The sequence below is a fragment of the Aquabacterium olei genome (genome assembly GCF_003100395.1).
Classification (GTDB): domain Bacteria; phylum Pseudomonadota; class Gammaproteobacteria; order Burkholderiales; family Burkholderiaceae_C; genus Aquabacterium; species Aquabacterium olei.
The window spans coordinates 1,415,148-1,430,525 of record NZ_CP029210.1 but is presented as its reverse complement, the minus strand read 5'-3'; the positions used below and the strand labels follow the sequence as shown (position 1 = coordinate 1,430,525).

Sequence of the window (15,378 nt, the reverse complement as noted above, 5' to 3'; positions counted from 1 at the left end):
TTTTTCTCCTTTCAGTGAGACAAGAACAGAAGGTCAGATGACATAGCAGGGCTCGGCTACGAGGGAGGTCAGTCGCAGCCAGGCGTCCTGTCCGCTGCGCACGATGCGGCCCTCGAAGCGCTCGGCAATGCCTGCGGCGTGCAGCCGGTCCATCACCGGCCCTTTGATTTCGGCAAGCCACAGGGTCCGCCCCTGTGCCTGTTGGGCAGCGTCGAACGTGAGCAGGGCCTGCCCCGCCGTGTGATCGACGTGGTTCACGGCCGACATCAGCACCACCACGTGGCGTGCCTCGGGCCGCGCCTGGATCAACGCGCACAAGGCCTGCTCGACACGCTGGATGTTGGTGAAGTCGAGGCTGTCGTCCACCCGCAGCCAGATGGCGCCCGGCAGTCGCTCCACCTGATGGCGCTGCACGTTGCGGAAGTGCTCGGTGCCCGGCAGCCGGCCGACCTCGGCGACGTGCGGCTGGCTGTGGCGCCAGATCATCGCGCCGATGGACCAGGCCATGCCCAGCAGGATGCCGGCTTCAAAGCCGACGAGCAGCACGCCTACGGCCGTGCCCACAAAGGCACCGGCCTCGGAGCGGTCGGTGCGGGCCGCCTCGCGCAGCGGGCGCAGGGTCAGGAGCCCGGACACTGCCGTCATGATGACCGCGGCCAGGGCTGCCTTGGGCAGCAGCGCCAGGGCGGGCAGCAGCGCCGCCAGCATCACGACGAGGACGCCGGCGCTGACCAAGCCGGACAACGGGCTGCGTGCTCCTGCGGCCTCGTTCACCACCGAGCGTGACAGCCCACCGGACACCGGCATGCCGCCCAGCAGGGTGCTGCCCAGGTTGGCCGCACCCAGGCCCAGCAATTCGCGGTCTGCATCGACCCGGTCGCCCTGGCGCAGGGCAAAGGTCTGGGCCACCGACATGCTGCTGACGAATCCGACCAGGCTGATGAGCAGCACCGGTACCAACAGACTGGGCACATCGACCTGCGCGAGCGCAGCGGCATCAGGCCACAGCGTGGCGCCACCTTCACTGAACAGGGACACCGCCCCAACGCGGTGAACGAAAGCGTCCAGGCCGCGTTGCAACAGCTCGGCCACGCCCACGGCGGCCAGCAAGCCCACCAGCGGCCACAGCCGGCTCAACACATCGGTGCGCGCGGCAGGCCAGCGCAGCATGCGGCCAATGAACGCCGCCAGGGGGCGACCGGCCATCAGCACGGCCAGGGTGGCGAGGCCCACCACCGCATCGCCCCAGGCGGGCCAGCCGGAGGCCTGCACCCGCTGCGCCAGCGCACGGGCCATGTCGGGCAGCGTGTGGCCCAGGCCGGCCCACCCGACCAGAGGCGCCGCCTGCCCGACCAGAATCAGCAACGCCGACGCCACCGTGAATCCCTGCACCACCGGCCCGCTCAGCAACTGCGACAGGAAGCCGAGGCGGCGCCATCCCATCAGCCCCAGCACCAGGGCCGAGCCCAGTGCCAGGCACCAGGCAAGTGCCTGGTAATGCGCACTGCCTGGCGCTGCCATCGGGCTCAGGGTCTGAGCCACCATGAGCGAGGTGATGGCCGCCGGCCCCACCGACATCGCCCGGCTGCTGCCAAAGGCGGCGTAGGCCACCAACGGCAACACGCTGGCCAACAGCCCCGCCTGCACGGGCAGGCCCGCCAGCATCGCGTACGCCAGGCTTTGCGGCACCAGCATCACGGCCACAACCAGACCGGCCACCACGTCGCCATGCAGATCGGCGCGCTGCCACTGCCGCACCCAGGGGGGCGGCCACGACCACGGCGCCGGATCGGTCACGGGGGCATGGGCCTGCATGGTCACCTTCAGCTGCCGCAGATGCGGCTGTGCAGCACCTGCATCACCGCGGCGGCGTCGTCGCTGGCCAGGCGGTAGTAAATGTGCTTGCCTTCGCGGCGGGTGTCGACCAGGCCTTCCTGGCGCAACACGCCCAGCTGCTGGGACAACGTCGGCTGGCGGATACCCAGGTCGGCTTCGAGATCGCTCACACAGAACTCGCCCTGCGCCAGGCGGCACAGCAGCACGAGGCGGTCGGCATGGGCCATGACCTTGAGCAACGCGCACGCCTTCGCCGCCGAGGCCTGGAGGGCGGCCAGATCGGGGGGCGGAAGCGCACCGGGTGAAACGGAGGGGGCGTCTTTCACTTGCATGTCAAACATTCTATTGACAGATAATCTGTCCGTCAATAAAGTGAATGCAATCTCTTCTTGCCCGGAGCGCTGCCATGCCCCAACCGACCCCCCTGGTCCATTCGCTGTTCGACCCTGCCACCAGCACCTACACCCACATCGTGTACGACCGCGAGCACGGCCATGCCGCCATCGTCGACGCCGTGCTCGACTACGATCACAAGAGCGGGAGGACCCACCACGCGCACAGCGACGCCGTGATCGCCTTCGTGCGCCAGCATGGCCTGACCGTGGACTGGATCCTCGAAACCCACGCCCATGCAGACCACCTGTCGGACGCGCCCTACCTGAAAGCCGCGCTCGGTGGCCGCATCGCCATCGGCCAGCACATTCACCGCGTGCAGCACGTCTTCAAGAAGCTGTTCCATCTCGAGGCCGGCTTTGCCACCGATGGCAGCCAGTTCGACCACCTGTTTGCCGACGGCGAGACCTTCTCGATCGGCACGCTGACCGCGCAGGCCTGGCACGTGCCCGGCCACACCCCGGCCGACATGGCCTTCGTGGTGGGCGACGCCGTGTTCGTGGGCGACACGCTGTTCATGCCCGACGTGGGCACCGCGCGCTGCGACTTCCCCGGTGGCGACGCGCACCAGCTGTACCGCTCGGTGCAGCGGCTGCTGGGCCTGCCCGGCGAGACGCGCCTCTACCTGTGCCACGACTACCCGCCCGACGGCCGCAAGCCCCAGGCCATGACCACGGTGCGCGCCCAGCGCGAGGCCAACATCCACGTGCGCGACGGCATCGGCGAAGACGACTTCGTGGCCCGCCGCCAGGCGCGCGACGCCACGCTGGAAATGCCGGTGCTCATCCTGCCCTCGGTGCAAGTCAACATCCGCGCCGGCCACATGCCGCCGCCCGAGGCCGACGGCCGCCGCTACCTGAAGATCCCGGTTGACGCACTCTGAGCGCCCATCTCCCACCCACCCGAGGACGACACCATGGCCCAGGGCCTCATCCACGTTCACCTGCAGCAGCAGGCCGACTACCGCTTCGAGATCCGCTTCGAAGGCGGCGCCCCCGCCATGCTGGGTGACGAGCCGCCACCGCTCGGGCAGTCTGCAGGGCCTTCGCCCGTGCAGCTGCTGTGCGCTGCGGTGGGCAACTGCCTGGCCGACTCACTGCTGTTCGCGCTGCGCAAGTTCAAACAGGCCCCCGAGCCACTGCGCTGTGAGGTCGAGGCCGAGGTTGGACGCAATGCCGAGGGCCGCCTGCGTGTGCTGAAGATGACGGCCACGCTCCACCTGGGCGTGACGGCCAGCGCGCTGCAACATCTGGAGCGTGTGCTCGACCAGTTCGAGGCCTTCTGCACCGTGACCCAGAGCGTGGGCCAGGGCATTCCCATCACCACCCGGGTGATGGACGCGGACGGCGTGATGCTGCGCTGACAAGCATTGCCAGCCACCCCCTGGGTGACACAGCCACGGCCGCCGCACGGGGCTCATGGGATGAGCCGCCCCCGGGTTCACGGTGCCGCGGGGCGGCTGGCCCAAAACGAGACACCTGAGGGCGATCAGCTTTAGTACAGTAGCCGGCTCCTGCATTCGTGCGCTGCCGTATCGCCATGCTGACCGCCCCCACCGCCGTGAACGCCCCGCCGCTCATCAACGCCCTGCCTGCGGACGACGCGCTGCGCGAGGTGCTGCACAACGAGGTGCACACGCGGCCCTCGCCCCGCATCCGCCTTCCGGCCCTGGTGGTGCATGTGGCCGTGCTCAACGCCGACGTGACGCGCGAACAGGAATGGGCGCATCTGCGCCTGCTGCCCGGGCAGCAGGATCTGCCGCTGGAAGCCCTGAACGGCTCGTTCGTGCGCATGCGTTTTGCCGACCACACTTTCAAGTGGGAGCGGCACACCGAGTTCACCCGCTATTCGCTGGTGCAGACACTGCCCGACGGCGCCGACGAGGGCATGGACGAAGCGACCCTGCTGTCGCACCTGGCGGTCGAGACCGAATGGCTGCGGACCATCCCGGGCCGCACGGTGGCCGCGGTGATGCTCGCCATGGTCAACGACGGCATTGACGACGGCCAGGCCATCAAGGACCGCGCAAGCCAGTGGTTCGAAGGCCGGCCCGTGCTGGCCTCGATGCTGGGCAACGGCCACTCCTGTGGACTGACGGATTTCGCGCTGCGCCCCAGCGGCTTCGAGCGCATGTTCGTCGTCGCGCCCGAAGGCACCAGCGAAACCCGCGCCGGCCGCATCTCGCAGCGCCTGCTCGAGATGGAGACCTACCGCATCATGGCCCTGCGTGGGCTGCCGGTGGCGAAGACCCTGGGCCCCATGCTGACCAGTGCCGAGGCCGAACTGGCCGACATCACGGCCCGCATGGAAGACACCCACTCCAGCGACCAGGAACTGCTCGACACGCTGATCAAACTGGCCGCGCGCGTCGAGCGGGCCACGGCCGAGCACATGTACCGTTTCTCGGCCACGCGGGCCTACAACGACCTGGTGCAGCAACGCATCCGCGAACTGCGCGAGCGCGCCATCCCGGGCACGCAGACCCTGGGCGAGTTCATGCAGCGCCGGCTGTCACCCGCCATCGCGACCGTGGCGGCCACCGCACAGCGCCTGAGTTCGCTGTCGCAGCGGATCGAACGCACCAGCGCCCTGCTGCGCACGCGCGTGGACATCGTCACCGAGGCGCAGAACCAGCAGCTGCTGGCCCAGCTCACCAAGGGCCAGGACATGCAACTCAAACTGCAGACCACCGTGGAAGGCCTGTCGATTGCTGCCATCTCGTACTACGTGGTCAGCCTGATCCTGTACGTGGGCAAGGCCGCGAAGGCCGGCGGCATGCCGGTCAACCCCGAGATGCTGGCAGGAGCGCTCATCCCACTTGTGCTGCTGAGCATCTGGTGGGGCACGCGTCGCCTGCACCGCAAGCTGCACGGCGACGGGCACTGACGGCGCCCTGCCCCGTCAGTCCCAACGCCAGGCGCGGATCAGGTCGACCGCGTTGTCCTGCCCGGCCTGGAAGCGCAGCGTCATCCGCTGGCCCAGGCGATAGATCAGCTGCCAGCTGCCGCTGGTGGCATTGAGGTTGCGTTCGTAGCCGACGTACCAGAAGCGCGAGACCTGCTTGCCCAGGCTCACGACGGTGTCACGCACCGCGCCGTCCGTTTGCCGCACCGAAAGCTGGTCAAGCCCCAGGCGGCCGATGAGGTTGTCGGACGGTGACGACTTCTCGCCCGACAACAGCGCCACGGCGGCACTCTGCAGCAACCCGATGTCGGCGCCGCCCAGGCCACTCGGTGCGCGGCCCAGGACCAGCCAGGACAGCTTTTCGGTCTCGGACATGGCGGGGTCGGAATACAGGCTCACGCGGGGATCCTGTGCCGTGCCGGTGATGGCCACCCCGACCTTCACGTCCACCACGGACACGATGGCGCCCGCGCTGGCAGCGCGGGGCCGCATGGCCAGCACATCCAGGCGCGGGTTCTCGATCGGCCCCGTGAAGGTGATGGCCCCCCGCTCGATCACCAGCTTCTGCCCATAGGCCGCGTAGGTGCCCTGCTGCGTACGCACCGTGCCCGTCAGCGAGGGCCGGTTGTTCGGCGTCGTGAAGCGCAACTGACCCGTCAGCAGTGTGTCGATGCCGCGCCCGCGCAGGCGCAGCGCTTCGCCCAGGTTGATGTCCACCGAGGCGTTGAGCTTGCGCGGCGTGGCGGGGGCCGCAGTGGCCTCGGCCTCGGCCACATCGAGCTGCCCCGGCCGACGCACCACGTTCACATCTTCACCGATGGTGGGTGCGTCGGATCGGCTGATGTCGAACAAGCCCTCGTCGACGCCGATGCGACCGGTCAGGCCGATGTCCTGCGCGCCGAAGGTGGCCTGCAGCGCACCGCTCACGCGCAGGCGCCGGTCCACCCGCTGCAACAGCGTGAACTGCTCGGCCTGCACGCGCAGCGTGGCTTGCGCCGCCTCGGTGAGCAGCGCCTCGCCGTCGGCCCGCAACACACCACCTTGCACGCCCCGCGCCTGCAGGCTCACCAGCCGCGCGTGGTCCCCCTCCAGCTCCAGTACGAACTCGCCGTCGCTGAGCTGCACGCCCAACAAGGGCTGGGCCAGCGCCAGGCGCTGCCCGGTCAGGCGGCCGCGGTACTGCGGCACACCCAGCGTGCCCGCCAGCGTCGCCTGCCCCTGCAGTTGCCCGCCAAGACGCCAGCCCGCTGGCATCCAGCCCCCCCAGGGGCGCAGGCTGCCGATCTGCACGTTCAGCGTGCCGCTCAGCGCGTCCGTGCCAGCAGGCAGGCGATCCGGTGCCGCGGCCTGCACGACCTGCTCGCCACTCAGGCGGCCCAGCACACGGCCTTCGAACAACTCGGTGAGACGCCAGACGCCGTTGCGCGCCTGCAGAACGACCCGGGCCTCGGTGATGCCCAGCGGCTGCTGGCTGTTGCCCTCGATCGTGGGCTCGGACACCGTGACATCGCCCGACTGGCGGGCCAGCACGACGTCGACCGCCCAGGGCTGGCCCCGGCTGTGCCGCACCTGCACATCGCCCCCGACCATGAGGTCGCCGCCCCAGCCCCCCTCAGGCTGCCAACGCTGCAGCAGGGCGGGCATGTTCTGCGGTGGCACCTGAAGGCGCAGATCCGCCTCGGTCACCCCGCCCGACTCGCCGGCCACCCACAACCCTTGCAGACTCTGCAGGTTCAACGTCATGCCCATCACGGTCAGGCGGCTGGCGCCCAGGCGCAGGCGCTGCCCGCCGCCCTCGGGCATCACGCTCAGGCTCACAGGCTGAGCCTCCAGCACGGTCTGGGTCGACGAACGGGTGCCCTGCCACAACAACTTCTGCAACTGCCCCTGCCACCCCTGCCACCCCTGCCCCACCATGCCGCCCTGCGCTTGCAGGTTCAGCCGCAGCGGCAGCTCGGCCCGGGCAACGGCCCCCTCCTTGTTCTTGGGCTGGGACACCATCACCATGTCGGCCTCGGCAGCGAGGCGATGGGCCGAGCCCCGCCCGTCCAGCCGCAGGCGCGCCTGATCCATGCGGCCCAGTGCCGTGCGCACGCCGGCCACGTCCACCGCGGCATCCAGCACGGCATCGGCCTGTCGGGTGTCCAACTGCCAGCGCGCCGTCGCAGTGCTCAGCAGGCCGGGCTGCCCTTGCGGGGTCTGCCAGGTCAGCTGCGCAGCCGACAGTTCCCCCTCGGTGCTGAAGCGCGGCCAGTTGCCAGCCCATTGGATGCGGCCCTGTGCCGTGCCGCCCAGGCGACTCAGACCCACCAGCGGCAGCATGGGTTGCAGCGCGGCCAGGGCCGGGCCCAGGAGCTGCGCCTGCCAGCGCTGATCGGGCAGCGATGCCATCCACCAGGCTGCTGCGCCCTGACCTGGCTTCACCGGCCAGTCGCCCTGCAGGGCCACGCTGTTGCCTGCCGCATCGGCCTTCACGCCCAGGGTGGCCCGCCGCTGGGCGGTGCCGCCCCGCCAGCGCACATCGCCCTGAACGGCCAGGCCAGCCAGCTGGCTGGGCTGCAAGGCCAGATCGGCCTGCCCCCCGCCCAGGCCGTTGACATCGAATCGGGCCTCGCCAGACAGGCGGTTGGCGCCCTGCGCAGCCGCCGGCCAGGGCAGCCACAGCCGGGGGTCGAACGCGCGCACGGTGAGGGTGCCCTTGGCGACCCAGGGAGCCGGCGTAGCAGACGCCGACCAGCGCACCGAGGTGTCGCTCATCACCGCTTCCTGCCCCTGCGGCGCCTGCAACACCAGGCGCGACACGGACAGCGAGTCGGCCTTCACGCGCCCATCCAGCATCAGGCTCACCGGTTGAGCCGGCCAACGGGCTGCGGTGCCGGGCGCCGGGCGCGCCTCGCCGCGCAGACGCGCGATCAGCTCACCTTGCCAGGCCCGCACATCGGTCAGGCGGCCGCCTTGCACGAGGCCGGGCGCGAACTGCACGTCGCCCTGCAAGCGCAGCGGCGGGGCGCGACCATCCAGCGCGGGCAGGTGCACGCCCTGCAGGGCCAGCGTCAGCCGCGGCGGTGGGGTGGCCCGCGCGGCCGTCGGGGTCTCCTGCAAACGCCACCCGCCGGTCAGGGCCAGCTGGCCTGCGGTGCCCGGCTGGCGAGGCACACCGGGCAACTGGGCCGTGAGCGTGATCGATCCCGAGGCCAGCATGGCCTGCAGCCCGCCCTTCTGCCGTGCCTGGTCGAGGGCGATCCTTCCGCGCAGCCCCTGCACCGGCACGCGCCCCACGTCCCAGGCGCCGGACTCGCTGTTGCGCAAATCCACGTCGGCCTCCAGGCCGCGGGCATCCGTCGGGCGCAAGGCGATGTCACCTTGCAGCCGCGTAAGCGGGCCACCGGGCCACAGGGCCGACAGATCGACGTCCCGCGCGCGCGCCGCCAGTTCAGGCAAGGGCCACGCTGCAAAGGGCTGCAGCCGCGCCTGCACGGTCAGTGCCGGTGGCGTGGGGCCCTCACCGCGCCACGCCAGTTCACCCTGAACACGCAAGTCACGCAGCGGCCCCCGTACAGACCAGGTTCCGCCGCCTTCCGCGCGCTTGAGGTCCGCCGTGGCCACCACGGCCAGCGGGCCATCCGTGCCGATCTCGGCCTGTCCGCTGGCACCCCATCCCATCCACGCCAGGCTGCGCAGCATCACGGCGTGCACCGCCACGGGGGTGTCGGTGGCGCGCTCGGGCGCACGCTGCACGCGCACGGTGGCGTCCAGCGCAGTGAACGGTGTCGTGCCCCCCCACAGACCGCTGTGCGCTTCCTGCAGGCGCAGCGTCTTCACTTCCAGCGACACCGGCACCGCAAAGGACTCTGGCGGCGGGCTGGCCGGCCCCGGCGGGCCACTCACCCAGTCGAGCTGCAACCGACGCGCAGACAGCGTCTCGGCGCGCACCCCGAGGCGCCAGCGCACCTGCGGATCCAGAACCAGCGTCAGGCCTTGCCACGCCGGCTCGACCAGCGTCAGTCGCCCGCCTCGCGGCAAGGCCACCTCCAGCCGGCGCGCTGCAAAGTCACCCAGCAGGGCACCGCGGGGCTCGACCACCGTGATGCCGGGCAGCCAGCCGAGCGCCCGCCGTGTGGCCGCCTCGTTGTGCGCCAGCGCCCACACCACGCCCAACAGCAGCACGATGAGCGCCACGACCACGCCCAGCAGCCGGGCCGCCGCAGCGCCCAGCACCCCCACACCCCGGCCCCAACGTGCCCACGCGCTCACAGGCTGATCCCCACGCTGAAGTGAATGCGCCAGTCCTGCAGTTGCTGGCCCCGCGCGATGTCGAGCTTCAGCGGGCCGACCGGGCTGCGAAAGCGCACGCCGACCCCGTAACCGACCTTCGGATCGAGTTTGTCGGCGCTGGCCGCGGCATCACCCACATCCAGGAACAGCGCGCCCCACAAGGCAGGCAGGCGTGCCAGGATGGGCCGCGCCACTTCGACACTCGACGTGAACATCACCCGGCCGCCCGTCACCACGCCATCGGTGATGACGCCAAGCGAGCGGTAGGCATAACCGCGCACCGATTCATCGCCGCCGGCACGGAACAGCAGCGTGTCCGGAATGCTGACGGCCTCGCGTGCAAACACCTGCCCGGCCTCGCCGCGCACGGTGGCATACCAGTTGGCCGGGAGTGGCCAGTACCAGGTCGACCGCACATAGGCCCGGCCGAAAAAGCCTTTTTCTTCCAGCGCGCTGTAGCTGCGGCCCGCGGTCAGCTGGGCCAGCGTGGTGGAGCCCCGCGTGGGCAGCGTGCGGCTGTCCACATCGCGGTAGATCCATTGCACGGTGGCACTGTAGGCCGAGGCCTCGGACACCTTGGCGCCGCCGTCGGCCGTCACGCTGGCGTTCTGCACCTCGATGTAGTCGGTGCGCTCGAGCCGTTCGCCCTCACGCAGCAAGCCCACGCGGGCCCGTGCACTGAGGGTCACCGCCTGGTCGTCTTCCACGATGCGGGTGGCCTGGGTGGACACGAGCCCGCGCCGCCGCCCTTCCCAGGGATGCGAGGTGAAGTCGAGCGAGCCCGCCCGGTCGTTGCGCCCCAGGCGCACCGCGGCCTTGGCCTGCCAGTCGAGCCCGAACAGATTGCGGTGGAGGTACTCGGCCGACACGCGGGGCCCGGTGTCACTGCTGACGCCGACGCCAGTGGTGGCCGCCTGCATCTGCTGCTCGCGCACCTGCACGAGCACCGGTGCGGCCTTGGCATGGGCCGGGTCCAGGTCGGTGGAGACGAAGATGCTCTCGAACAGGTTCAGCTTCTGGATGCGCTCCTGCCAGTCGAGCAGCTGCTTCTCGCTGTAGGGATCACCAGGCCGGAAGGGGGCCGTGTTCACGATGGCGGAGGCCGGCTGCCGATCCAGTCCCTCGATGCGGATGTCGCCGAAGGCAAACGCCGGCCCGCTGTCGGCCACCATGAACAGCCGGGCCTGACGGGTCGTCGCGTCCACGGTCGAGGACGTCCCGCTCCAGACCGCAGTCGGGTAGCCGTCGGCGCGCAACCGGGCCAGCGCCGCGTTCTTGGCCGCCGTCCAGTCGACCTGCCGAAACACCGCGCCCACGGGCAGCCCCCACTGTGCCGACAAGCCATCGACCAGCGTCTGTGCCGCGGCCTCACCTGCTTCGAGCCGCGCGTCAAGTTCGCCTTCAAACACGAACTGCACCCGCGACACCTGGGTCAGCTCGCCCGGCTCGACCGTCAGCGTCACCTCGATGGGCTGGCCGGGCACCTCGTCGTGGACGCGCGTGGTGATGCGGGCACCGAAATAGCCTTCCGCGTCGATCAGGCCACGGGCCTGCTCGGGTGCCGAAACCACCAGCCGCCGCAGTTCGGCACGCGAGATGGGCAACGCCCCCGGCTCGGCGGCTTCGCGCTGGAAACGCGCAATGTCGAGGTATTCACGCAACAGCCGGTCGAGCGGCTCGGGCGCCTGGATGACCAGCCGCCAGCCGTCGGCACGCAACAGGTCGGCCTCTTCGGCGTGCGCCGGGGCGACGGGCTCGGACCCTCCCGCGCCGGTGCCCTGCGCCCATCCGGCAGACGCCATCAGCAAAGCGGACAGACCGGCCAGCAGGCGATGGCGGCCGCGGCCTCTCTTCATTTGCTCAGCAACCGCATTGCGCTCTCGAGGCCCTGCAGCGTCAACGGAAACATCCGCCCGCCGACCAGCTGCTGCATGATCGAGACGCTCTGCCGGTAGGGCCACACCCCCTGCGGCTCTGGATTGATCCACACGTGATTGGGGAACGCGTGCGTCAGGCGGCCGATCCATTCGGCCCCCGGCTCGTCGTTGTTGTACTCGGTGCTGCCACCGGCCTGCAGGATTTCATAGGGGCTCATGGTCGCATCCCCCACGAAAACCAGCTTGTAGTCCTTGTTGTACTTGCGGATGATGTCCCACGTGGGGATCTTCTCGGTAAAGCGCCGGTGGTTGTTCTTCCACATGAAGTCATACACACAGTTGTGGAAGTAGTAGAACTCCAGGTGCTTGAATTCGGACTTTGCCGCGGAAAACAGCTCCTCGACGCGGTGGATGTGGTCGTCCATGGTGCCGCCGACGTCCATCAGCAGGAGCACCTTCACCGTGTTGTGCCGCTCGGGCACCATCTTGATGTCCAGCATGCCGCCGGCCGCCGCCGTGGCGTGGATGGTGTGGTCCAGGTCCAGCTCCTCGGCCGCCCCCTGGCGCGCAAACTTGCGCAGGCGGCGCAGCGCCACCTTGATGTTGCGCGTGTCCAGCTCCACCGTGTCGTCATAGTCCTTGAACGCGCGCTGGTCCCACACCTTCACGGCGCTGCGCTTGCGGCTGCGGTCCTGTCCGATGCGGATGCCGGCCGGGTTGTCACCGTAGGCACCGAAGGGCGACGTGCCGCCGGTGCCGATCCACTTGTTGCCGCCTTCGTGGCGCTCCTTCTGCTCTTCCAGCAGCTGCTTCAGGCGCTCCATCAGCTGATCCCAGCCCATCGCCTCGATCTTGGCGCGGTCCTCCGGGCTCAGGTCCCGTTCGAAATGTTTGCGCAACCATTCCAGCGGCAGCTCGCGCGTCATGTCTATTTCGGACACGCCTTTGAAGTAAGCCCCGAAAGCGCGGTCGAACTTATCGAAATGGGCTTCGTTCTTCACCAGCGTCATGCGCGCGAGGTGGTAGAAATCGTCCACCGACGGGCCGATCACGTCCTGACGGATCGCGTCGAGCAGGCTGAGATACTCCGGAATCGTCACCGGCAGCTTGGCCGAGCGCAAGGCATAGAAGAAGTCGATGAGCATAGGGCGTCCTGCGAGATGACTGGTATTGTGGACCGGCTTGCGTCTCTCTATCTGAAGCACCGTCCCTGAAGTCGAGGGCCGAATGGAAGCGTCCCATTTTCTGATCATCTACATTCTGGTCACCCACACGCTGACGTCGGGCATGTGGTGGGCCGCGGGCAGCTGGATGGGGCTGTCGCGTCGGGCTTCCAAGCACTGGATGCTGTCCAGCGCCTGCTTCGGCATCGGCCTGTTGCTGACCGTGCTGTACGCCGACAGTGTGGACACGGTGCAGTGGATGATGGCCGGGCTGCTGGTGGTGGTGGGGGCCGTGAGCCTGCGCCGCGGGATGCAGACCTTCCTCAAGCTGCCGGAGACGGCGTGCGAGCACGCGCTGGTCACCCTGGTGGGGGTCGGGTTCGCGCTGATCGTGGCCCTGCCGATGGGCTGGCGAGGCGGCGGGATGGCGGCGTGCACCGCGGCCACAGCCTGGGTGCTGGCCCGCCTGGCGCTGGAGTGCTTCCGTCCCCTCAGGGCGGAGTTCGGCCCCGAGACCGCCGCCACCCACGCCACGCTGATGGGACTGGTGGTGCTGACTTTCATGACGACCGCCCTGGCCCTCACCCTGCCCCAAACCCCGTCGCCCTGGCAGCAGTTGCCGCGCGACATGGTCTACCAATGGCTGGTGATGGGCAGCCTCACGCTGTCGATCCTCTCCAGTTTCGTGCTGGGCTATGTGGTGGTGATGCGCCTGGTGCGACGCCTCGAACACCTGTCGCACCATGACGGCCTGACCGGCCTGCTGAACCGCCGCGCCATCGAGGCCATGCTCGACCGGGAGGTGCAGCGGCTGCAGCGTTTTGGCCAACCGTTCTCGCTGCTGCTGATCGACATCGACCACTTCAAGCGCATCAACGACCGCCTGGGCCACGCCGCCGGCGACGCGGTGCTGGCCGCCGTGGCCGGAGCCCTGAAGGAAGAGGCGCGCGAGGTGGACCGCGTGGCGCGCTTTGGTGGCGAGGAGTTCTGCGTGGTGTTGCCGCACACCAGCGAGGAAGGCGCCCTGCACGCAGCCGAGCGCCTGCGGGCCGCCGTGGCGGCGCTCGACGTGCGCTGGGGCGACGAAGGCGTGTCGGTCACGATCAGCATCGGGCTGGCCTGCGCCGAGCATCCGACCGAGACGCTGTCGCAGTTGCTGCGGCGGGCCGACGAGGCCCTCTATCAAGCCAAGGCCGCCGGCCGCAACCGCGTGGTGCTGTCCATGCTGCCCGCTGCGGCGTGACGTGGCCTGTGGCGGGCCGCGGCCACGCTCAGCGGTGGTGGCGGGCCATGTAGACCAGCTTTTCGAACAGGCTCAGGTCCTGCTCGTTCTTGAGCAGCGCGCCCACCAGCGGCGGCACGCTCACCTTTTCGTCCTGACTTTGCAGCGCGTCGGCCGGGATGTCCTCGGCCACAAGCAGCTTCAGCCAGTCGATCAGCTCGGACGTGCTGGGCTTCTTCTTGAGCCCCGGCAGATTGCGGACTTCATAGAAGTGACGCAGTGCGGCCGCCAGCAGGTCTTTCTTGATGTGTGGGAAATGCACATCAACGATCTGCTGCATCGTGGTCGGATCCGGAAAGCGGATGTAATGGAAGAAACACCGACGCAGGAATGCATCCGGCAGGTCCTTCTCGTTGTTCGACGTGATGATGACCAGCGGGCGGTGCTTGGCCTTCACCAGCTGGCGCGTCTCGTAGACGTAGAACTCCATGCGGTCGAGTTCGCGCAACAGATCGTTGGGGAACTCGATGTCGGCCTTGTCGATCTCGTCGATCAGCAGCGCCACGGGCTGGTCGGCATCGAAAGCCTGCCACAGCACACCCTTGACGATGTAGTTGTGAATGTCGCGGACTTTCTCTTCACCGAGCTGGCTGTCGCGCAGGCGGCTGACCGCGTCGTATTCGTAGAGGCCCTGCTGGGCCTTGGTGGTCGACTTGATGTGCCACTGAAGCAGCGGCATGCCCAGTGCCTCGGAGACCTGCTCGGCGAGCATGGTCTTGCCCGTGCCGGGCTCGCCCTTGACCAGCAGGGGGCGCTGCAATTTCAGCGCCGCGTTGACCGCCAGTTTCAGGTCGTCCGTCGCGACGTATTGATCGGTGCCTTGGAATTTCATGCGCAGTCTCAACCGGGTTGTTACTGTGTTCGAGTATAGGACGCCCCCCAATAATGGGTTGTGGTTCGTGTTTTTCCCTGCGTCAGTTCACCCTCATCTGTCCGCCCAATGAAAACACCGTCCGAGCTGTCTCAAGGCCTGCGTGGCCGCCTGCTGTTCAACGTGCCGGCACTCGGTGCCATCCTGCTGGCGAGCCTGACCGCCACCGGGGTCCGCGCCGCCGACGACACGCCACCCGGCGTGACGGCCAAGGTCGCCATGTGCATCGGTTGCCACAGCATCCCGGGCTACCAGGCAAGCTTCCCGGAGGTGCACAAGGTGCCGATGATCTCCGGGCAGAACGCCAAGTACATCGCCGCGGCGCTGACGGCCTACCGGCAAGGTGACCGCAAGCACCCCACGATGAAGAGCGTGGCCGCATCCCTGACCGACCAGGACATCCAGGACATTGCGGCCTACTACGAGTCGCACGGCAAGGACCGCCCTGCCCCGGTGGCCAAAGGTGGCGCGGCCTCTCCCGAGGTCCAGGCACTGCTGACCCGCGGCAACTGCATCGCCTGCCACGGCGAGGGGCTGAACAAGCCCATCGACGCGGGTTACCCCAAGCTCGCCGGCCAGCATGCCGATTACCTGTACGTGGCGCTGAAGTCGTACCAGACGGCCGGCAAGGGGCCGATCGGGCGCAACAACGCCATCATGAGCTCGCAGGTCAAGGCTTTCACGCAGGCCGAGTTGAAGCTGCTGGCCGCGTACACGGCCGGGCTGCAAGGCGACCTGAAGACGGTGCCGCAGTCGCGTTTCCGCTGAGGCCCGAAG

11 protein-coding genes are annotated in these 15,378 nt (G+C 69.0%); 5 read left to right on the top strand and 6 right to left on the bottom strand.

The window, feature by feature from the left end; translation table 11 throughout:
• Nucleotides 1-33: 33 nt before the first annotated feature.
• Both DEH84_RS06350 and DEH84_RS06345 read right to left on the bottom strand, forming a co-directional pair.
• A complete protein-coding gene (locus DEH84_RS06350; protein ID WP_109035797.1) occupies nt 34-1,815 on the bottom strand; it encodes a SulP family inorganic anion transporter in 1,782 nt (593 codons plus the stop codon).
• 8 nt (nt 1,816-1,823) lie between these two features.
• A complete protein-coding gene (locus tag DEH84_RS06345) occupies nt 1,824-2,168 on the bottom strand; it encodes an ArsR/SmtB family transcription factor (RefSeq protein WP_109035795.1) in 345 nt (114 codons plus the stop codon).
• Nucleotides 2,169-2,242: 74 nt separating this feature from the next.
• Between DEH84_RS06345 and DEH84_RS06340 the strand changes: the two genes are divergently transcribed.
• The 3 genes from DEH84_RS06340 to DEH84_RS06330 all read left to right on the top strand — a co-directional run bounded on the left by DEH84_RS06340 (nt 2,243) and on the right by DEH84_RS06330 (nt 5,115).
• The gene (locus DEH84_RS06340) at nt 2,243-3,112 is read left to right on the top strand and encodes an MBL fold metallo-hydrolase (RefSeq protein ID WP_109035793.1); all 870 of its coding nucleotides are present in this window, start codon (nt 2,243-2,245) and stop codon (nt 3,110-3,112) included.
• Between the two features lie 33 nt (nt 3,113-3,145).
• Nucleotides 3,146-3,592, top strand: coding sequence for an OsmC family protein (locus DEH84_RS06335; protein WP_109035791.1), 447 nt, complete (start codon nt 3,146-3,148; stop codon nt 3,590-3,592).
• A gap of 176 nt (nt 3,593-3,768) precedes the next feature.
• Entirely contained in the window at nt 3,769-5,115 is a 1,347-nt protein-coding gene (locus tag DEH84_RS06330; RefSeq protein ID WP_109035789.1) for a DUF3422 family protein, read from the top strand.
• 15 nt (nt 5,116-5,130) lie between these two features.
• On the opposite strand, the gene DEH84_RS06325 is transcribed toward DEH84_RS06330, so the two are convergent.
• From DEH84_RS06325 to DEH84_RS06315, 3 genes are read right to left on the bottom strand one after another with little or no spacing between them, the layout of a single operon-like run.
• Nucleotides 5,131-9,387 carry a translocation/assembly module TamB domain-containing protein gene (locus DEH84_RS06325; protein ID WP_159098885.1) on the bottom strand — a complete coding sequence of 1,419 codons (4,257 nt, stop codon included), beginning with the start codon at nt 9,385-9,387 and terminating at the stop codon, nt 5,131-5,133.
• Entirely contained in the window at nt 9,384-11,264 is a 1,881-nt protein-coding gene (locus DEH84_RS06320; protein ID WP_109035785.1) for an autotransporter assembly complex protein TamA, read from the bottom strand. The genes DEH84_RS06325 and DEH84_RS06320 overlap by 4 nt, the downstream gene beginning before the upstream one ends.
• On the bottom strand, nt 11,261-12,430 hold the full coding sequence (locus tag DEH84_RS06315; protein WP_109035783.1) for a vWA domain-containing protein: 1,170 nt from the start codon (nt 12,428-12,430) through the stop codon (nt 11,261-11,263). Before DEH84_RS06315 ends, DEH84_RS06320 begins: the two co-directional genes overlap by 4 nt.
• A gap of 82 nt (nt 12,431-12,512) precedes the next feature.
• Between DEH84_RS06315 and DEH84_RS06310 the strand changes: the two genes are divergently transcribed.
• Nucleotides 12,513-13,691: a GGDEF domain-containing protein gene (locus DEH84_RS06310; protein ID WP_109035781.1), complete on the top strand. Its 1,179-nt coding sequence runs from the start codon at nt 12,513-12,515 to the stop codon at nt 13,689-13,691.
• Nucleotides 13,692-13,719: 28 nt separating this feature from the next.
• Here the strand turns inward: DEH84_RS06310 and DEH84_RS06305 are convergent, their stop codons facing one another.
• A complete protein-coding gene (locus DEH84_RS06305) occupies nt 13,720-14,562 on the bottom strand; it encodes an AAA family ATPase (RefSeq protein WP_109035779.1) in 843 nt (280 codons plus the stop codon).
• Nucleotides 14,563-14,670: 108 nt separating this feature from the next.
• Here DEH84_RS06305 and DEH84_RS06300 point away from each other — a divergent pair, with 108 nt between their 5' ends.
• On the top strand, nt 14,671-15,369 hold the full coding sequence (locus DEH84_RS06300; protein ID WP_109035777.1) for a c-type cytochrome: 699 nt from the start codon (nt 14,671-14,673) through the stop codon (nt 15,367-15,369).
• The last annotated feature ends 9 nt before the right edge of the window (nt 15,370-15,378 follow it).

What these genes read in the sequence shown, in the direction of transcription:
- DEH84_RS06345 (WP_109035795.1), bottom strand. Translation starts at nt 2,168, where the DNA reads ATGCAAGTGAAAGACGCCCCCTCCGTTTCACCCGGTGCGCTTCCGCCC.
- DEH84_RS06310 (WP_109035781.1), top strand. Translation starts at nt 12,513, where the DNA reads ATGGAAGCGTCCCATTTTCTGATCATCTACATTCTGGTCACCCACACG.
- DEH84_RS06320 (WP_109035785.1), bottom strand. Translation starts at nt 11,264, where the DNA reads ATGAAGAGAGGCCGCGGCCGCCATCGCCTGCTGGCCGGTCTGTCCGCT.
- DEH84_RS06350 (WP_109035797.1), bottom strand. Translation starts at nt 1,815, where the DNA reads ATGCAGGCCCATGCCCCCGTGACCGATCCGGCGCCGTGGTCGTGGCCG.
- DEH84_RS06315 (WP_109035783.1), bottom strand. Translation starts at nt 12,430, where the DNA reads ATGCTCATCGACTTCTTCTATGCCTTGCGCTCGGCCAAGCTGCCGGTG.
- DEH84_RS06330 (WP_109035789.1), top strand. Translation starts at nt 3,769, where the DNA reads ATGCTGACCGCCCCCACCGCCGTGAACGCCCCGCCGCTCATCAACGCC.
- DEH84_RS06335 (WP_109035791.1), top strand. Translation starts at nt 3,146, where the DNA reads ATGGCCCAGGGCCTCATCCACGTTCACCTGCAGCAGCAGGCCGACTAC.
- DEH84_RS06340 (WP_109035793.1), top strand. Translation starts at nt 2,243, where the DNA reads ATGCCCCAACCGACCCCCCTGGTCCATTCGCTGTTCGACCCTGCCACC.
- DEH84_RS06300 (WP_109035777.1), top strand. Translation starts at nt 14,671, where the DNA reads ATGAAAACACCGTCCGAGCTGTCTCAAGGCCTGCGTGGCCGCCTGCTG.
- DEH84_RS06305 (WP_109035779.1), bottom strand. Translation starts at nt 14,562, where the DNA reads ATGAAATTCCAAGGCACCGATCAATACGTCGCGACGGACGACCTGAAA.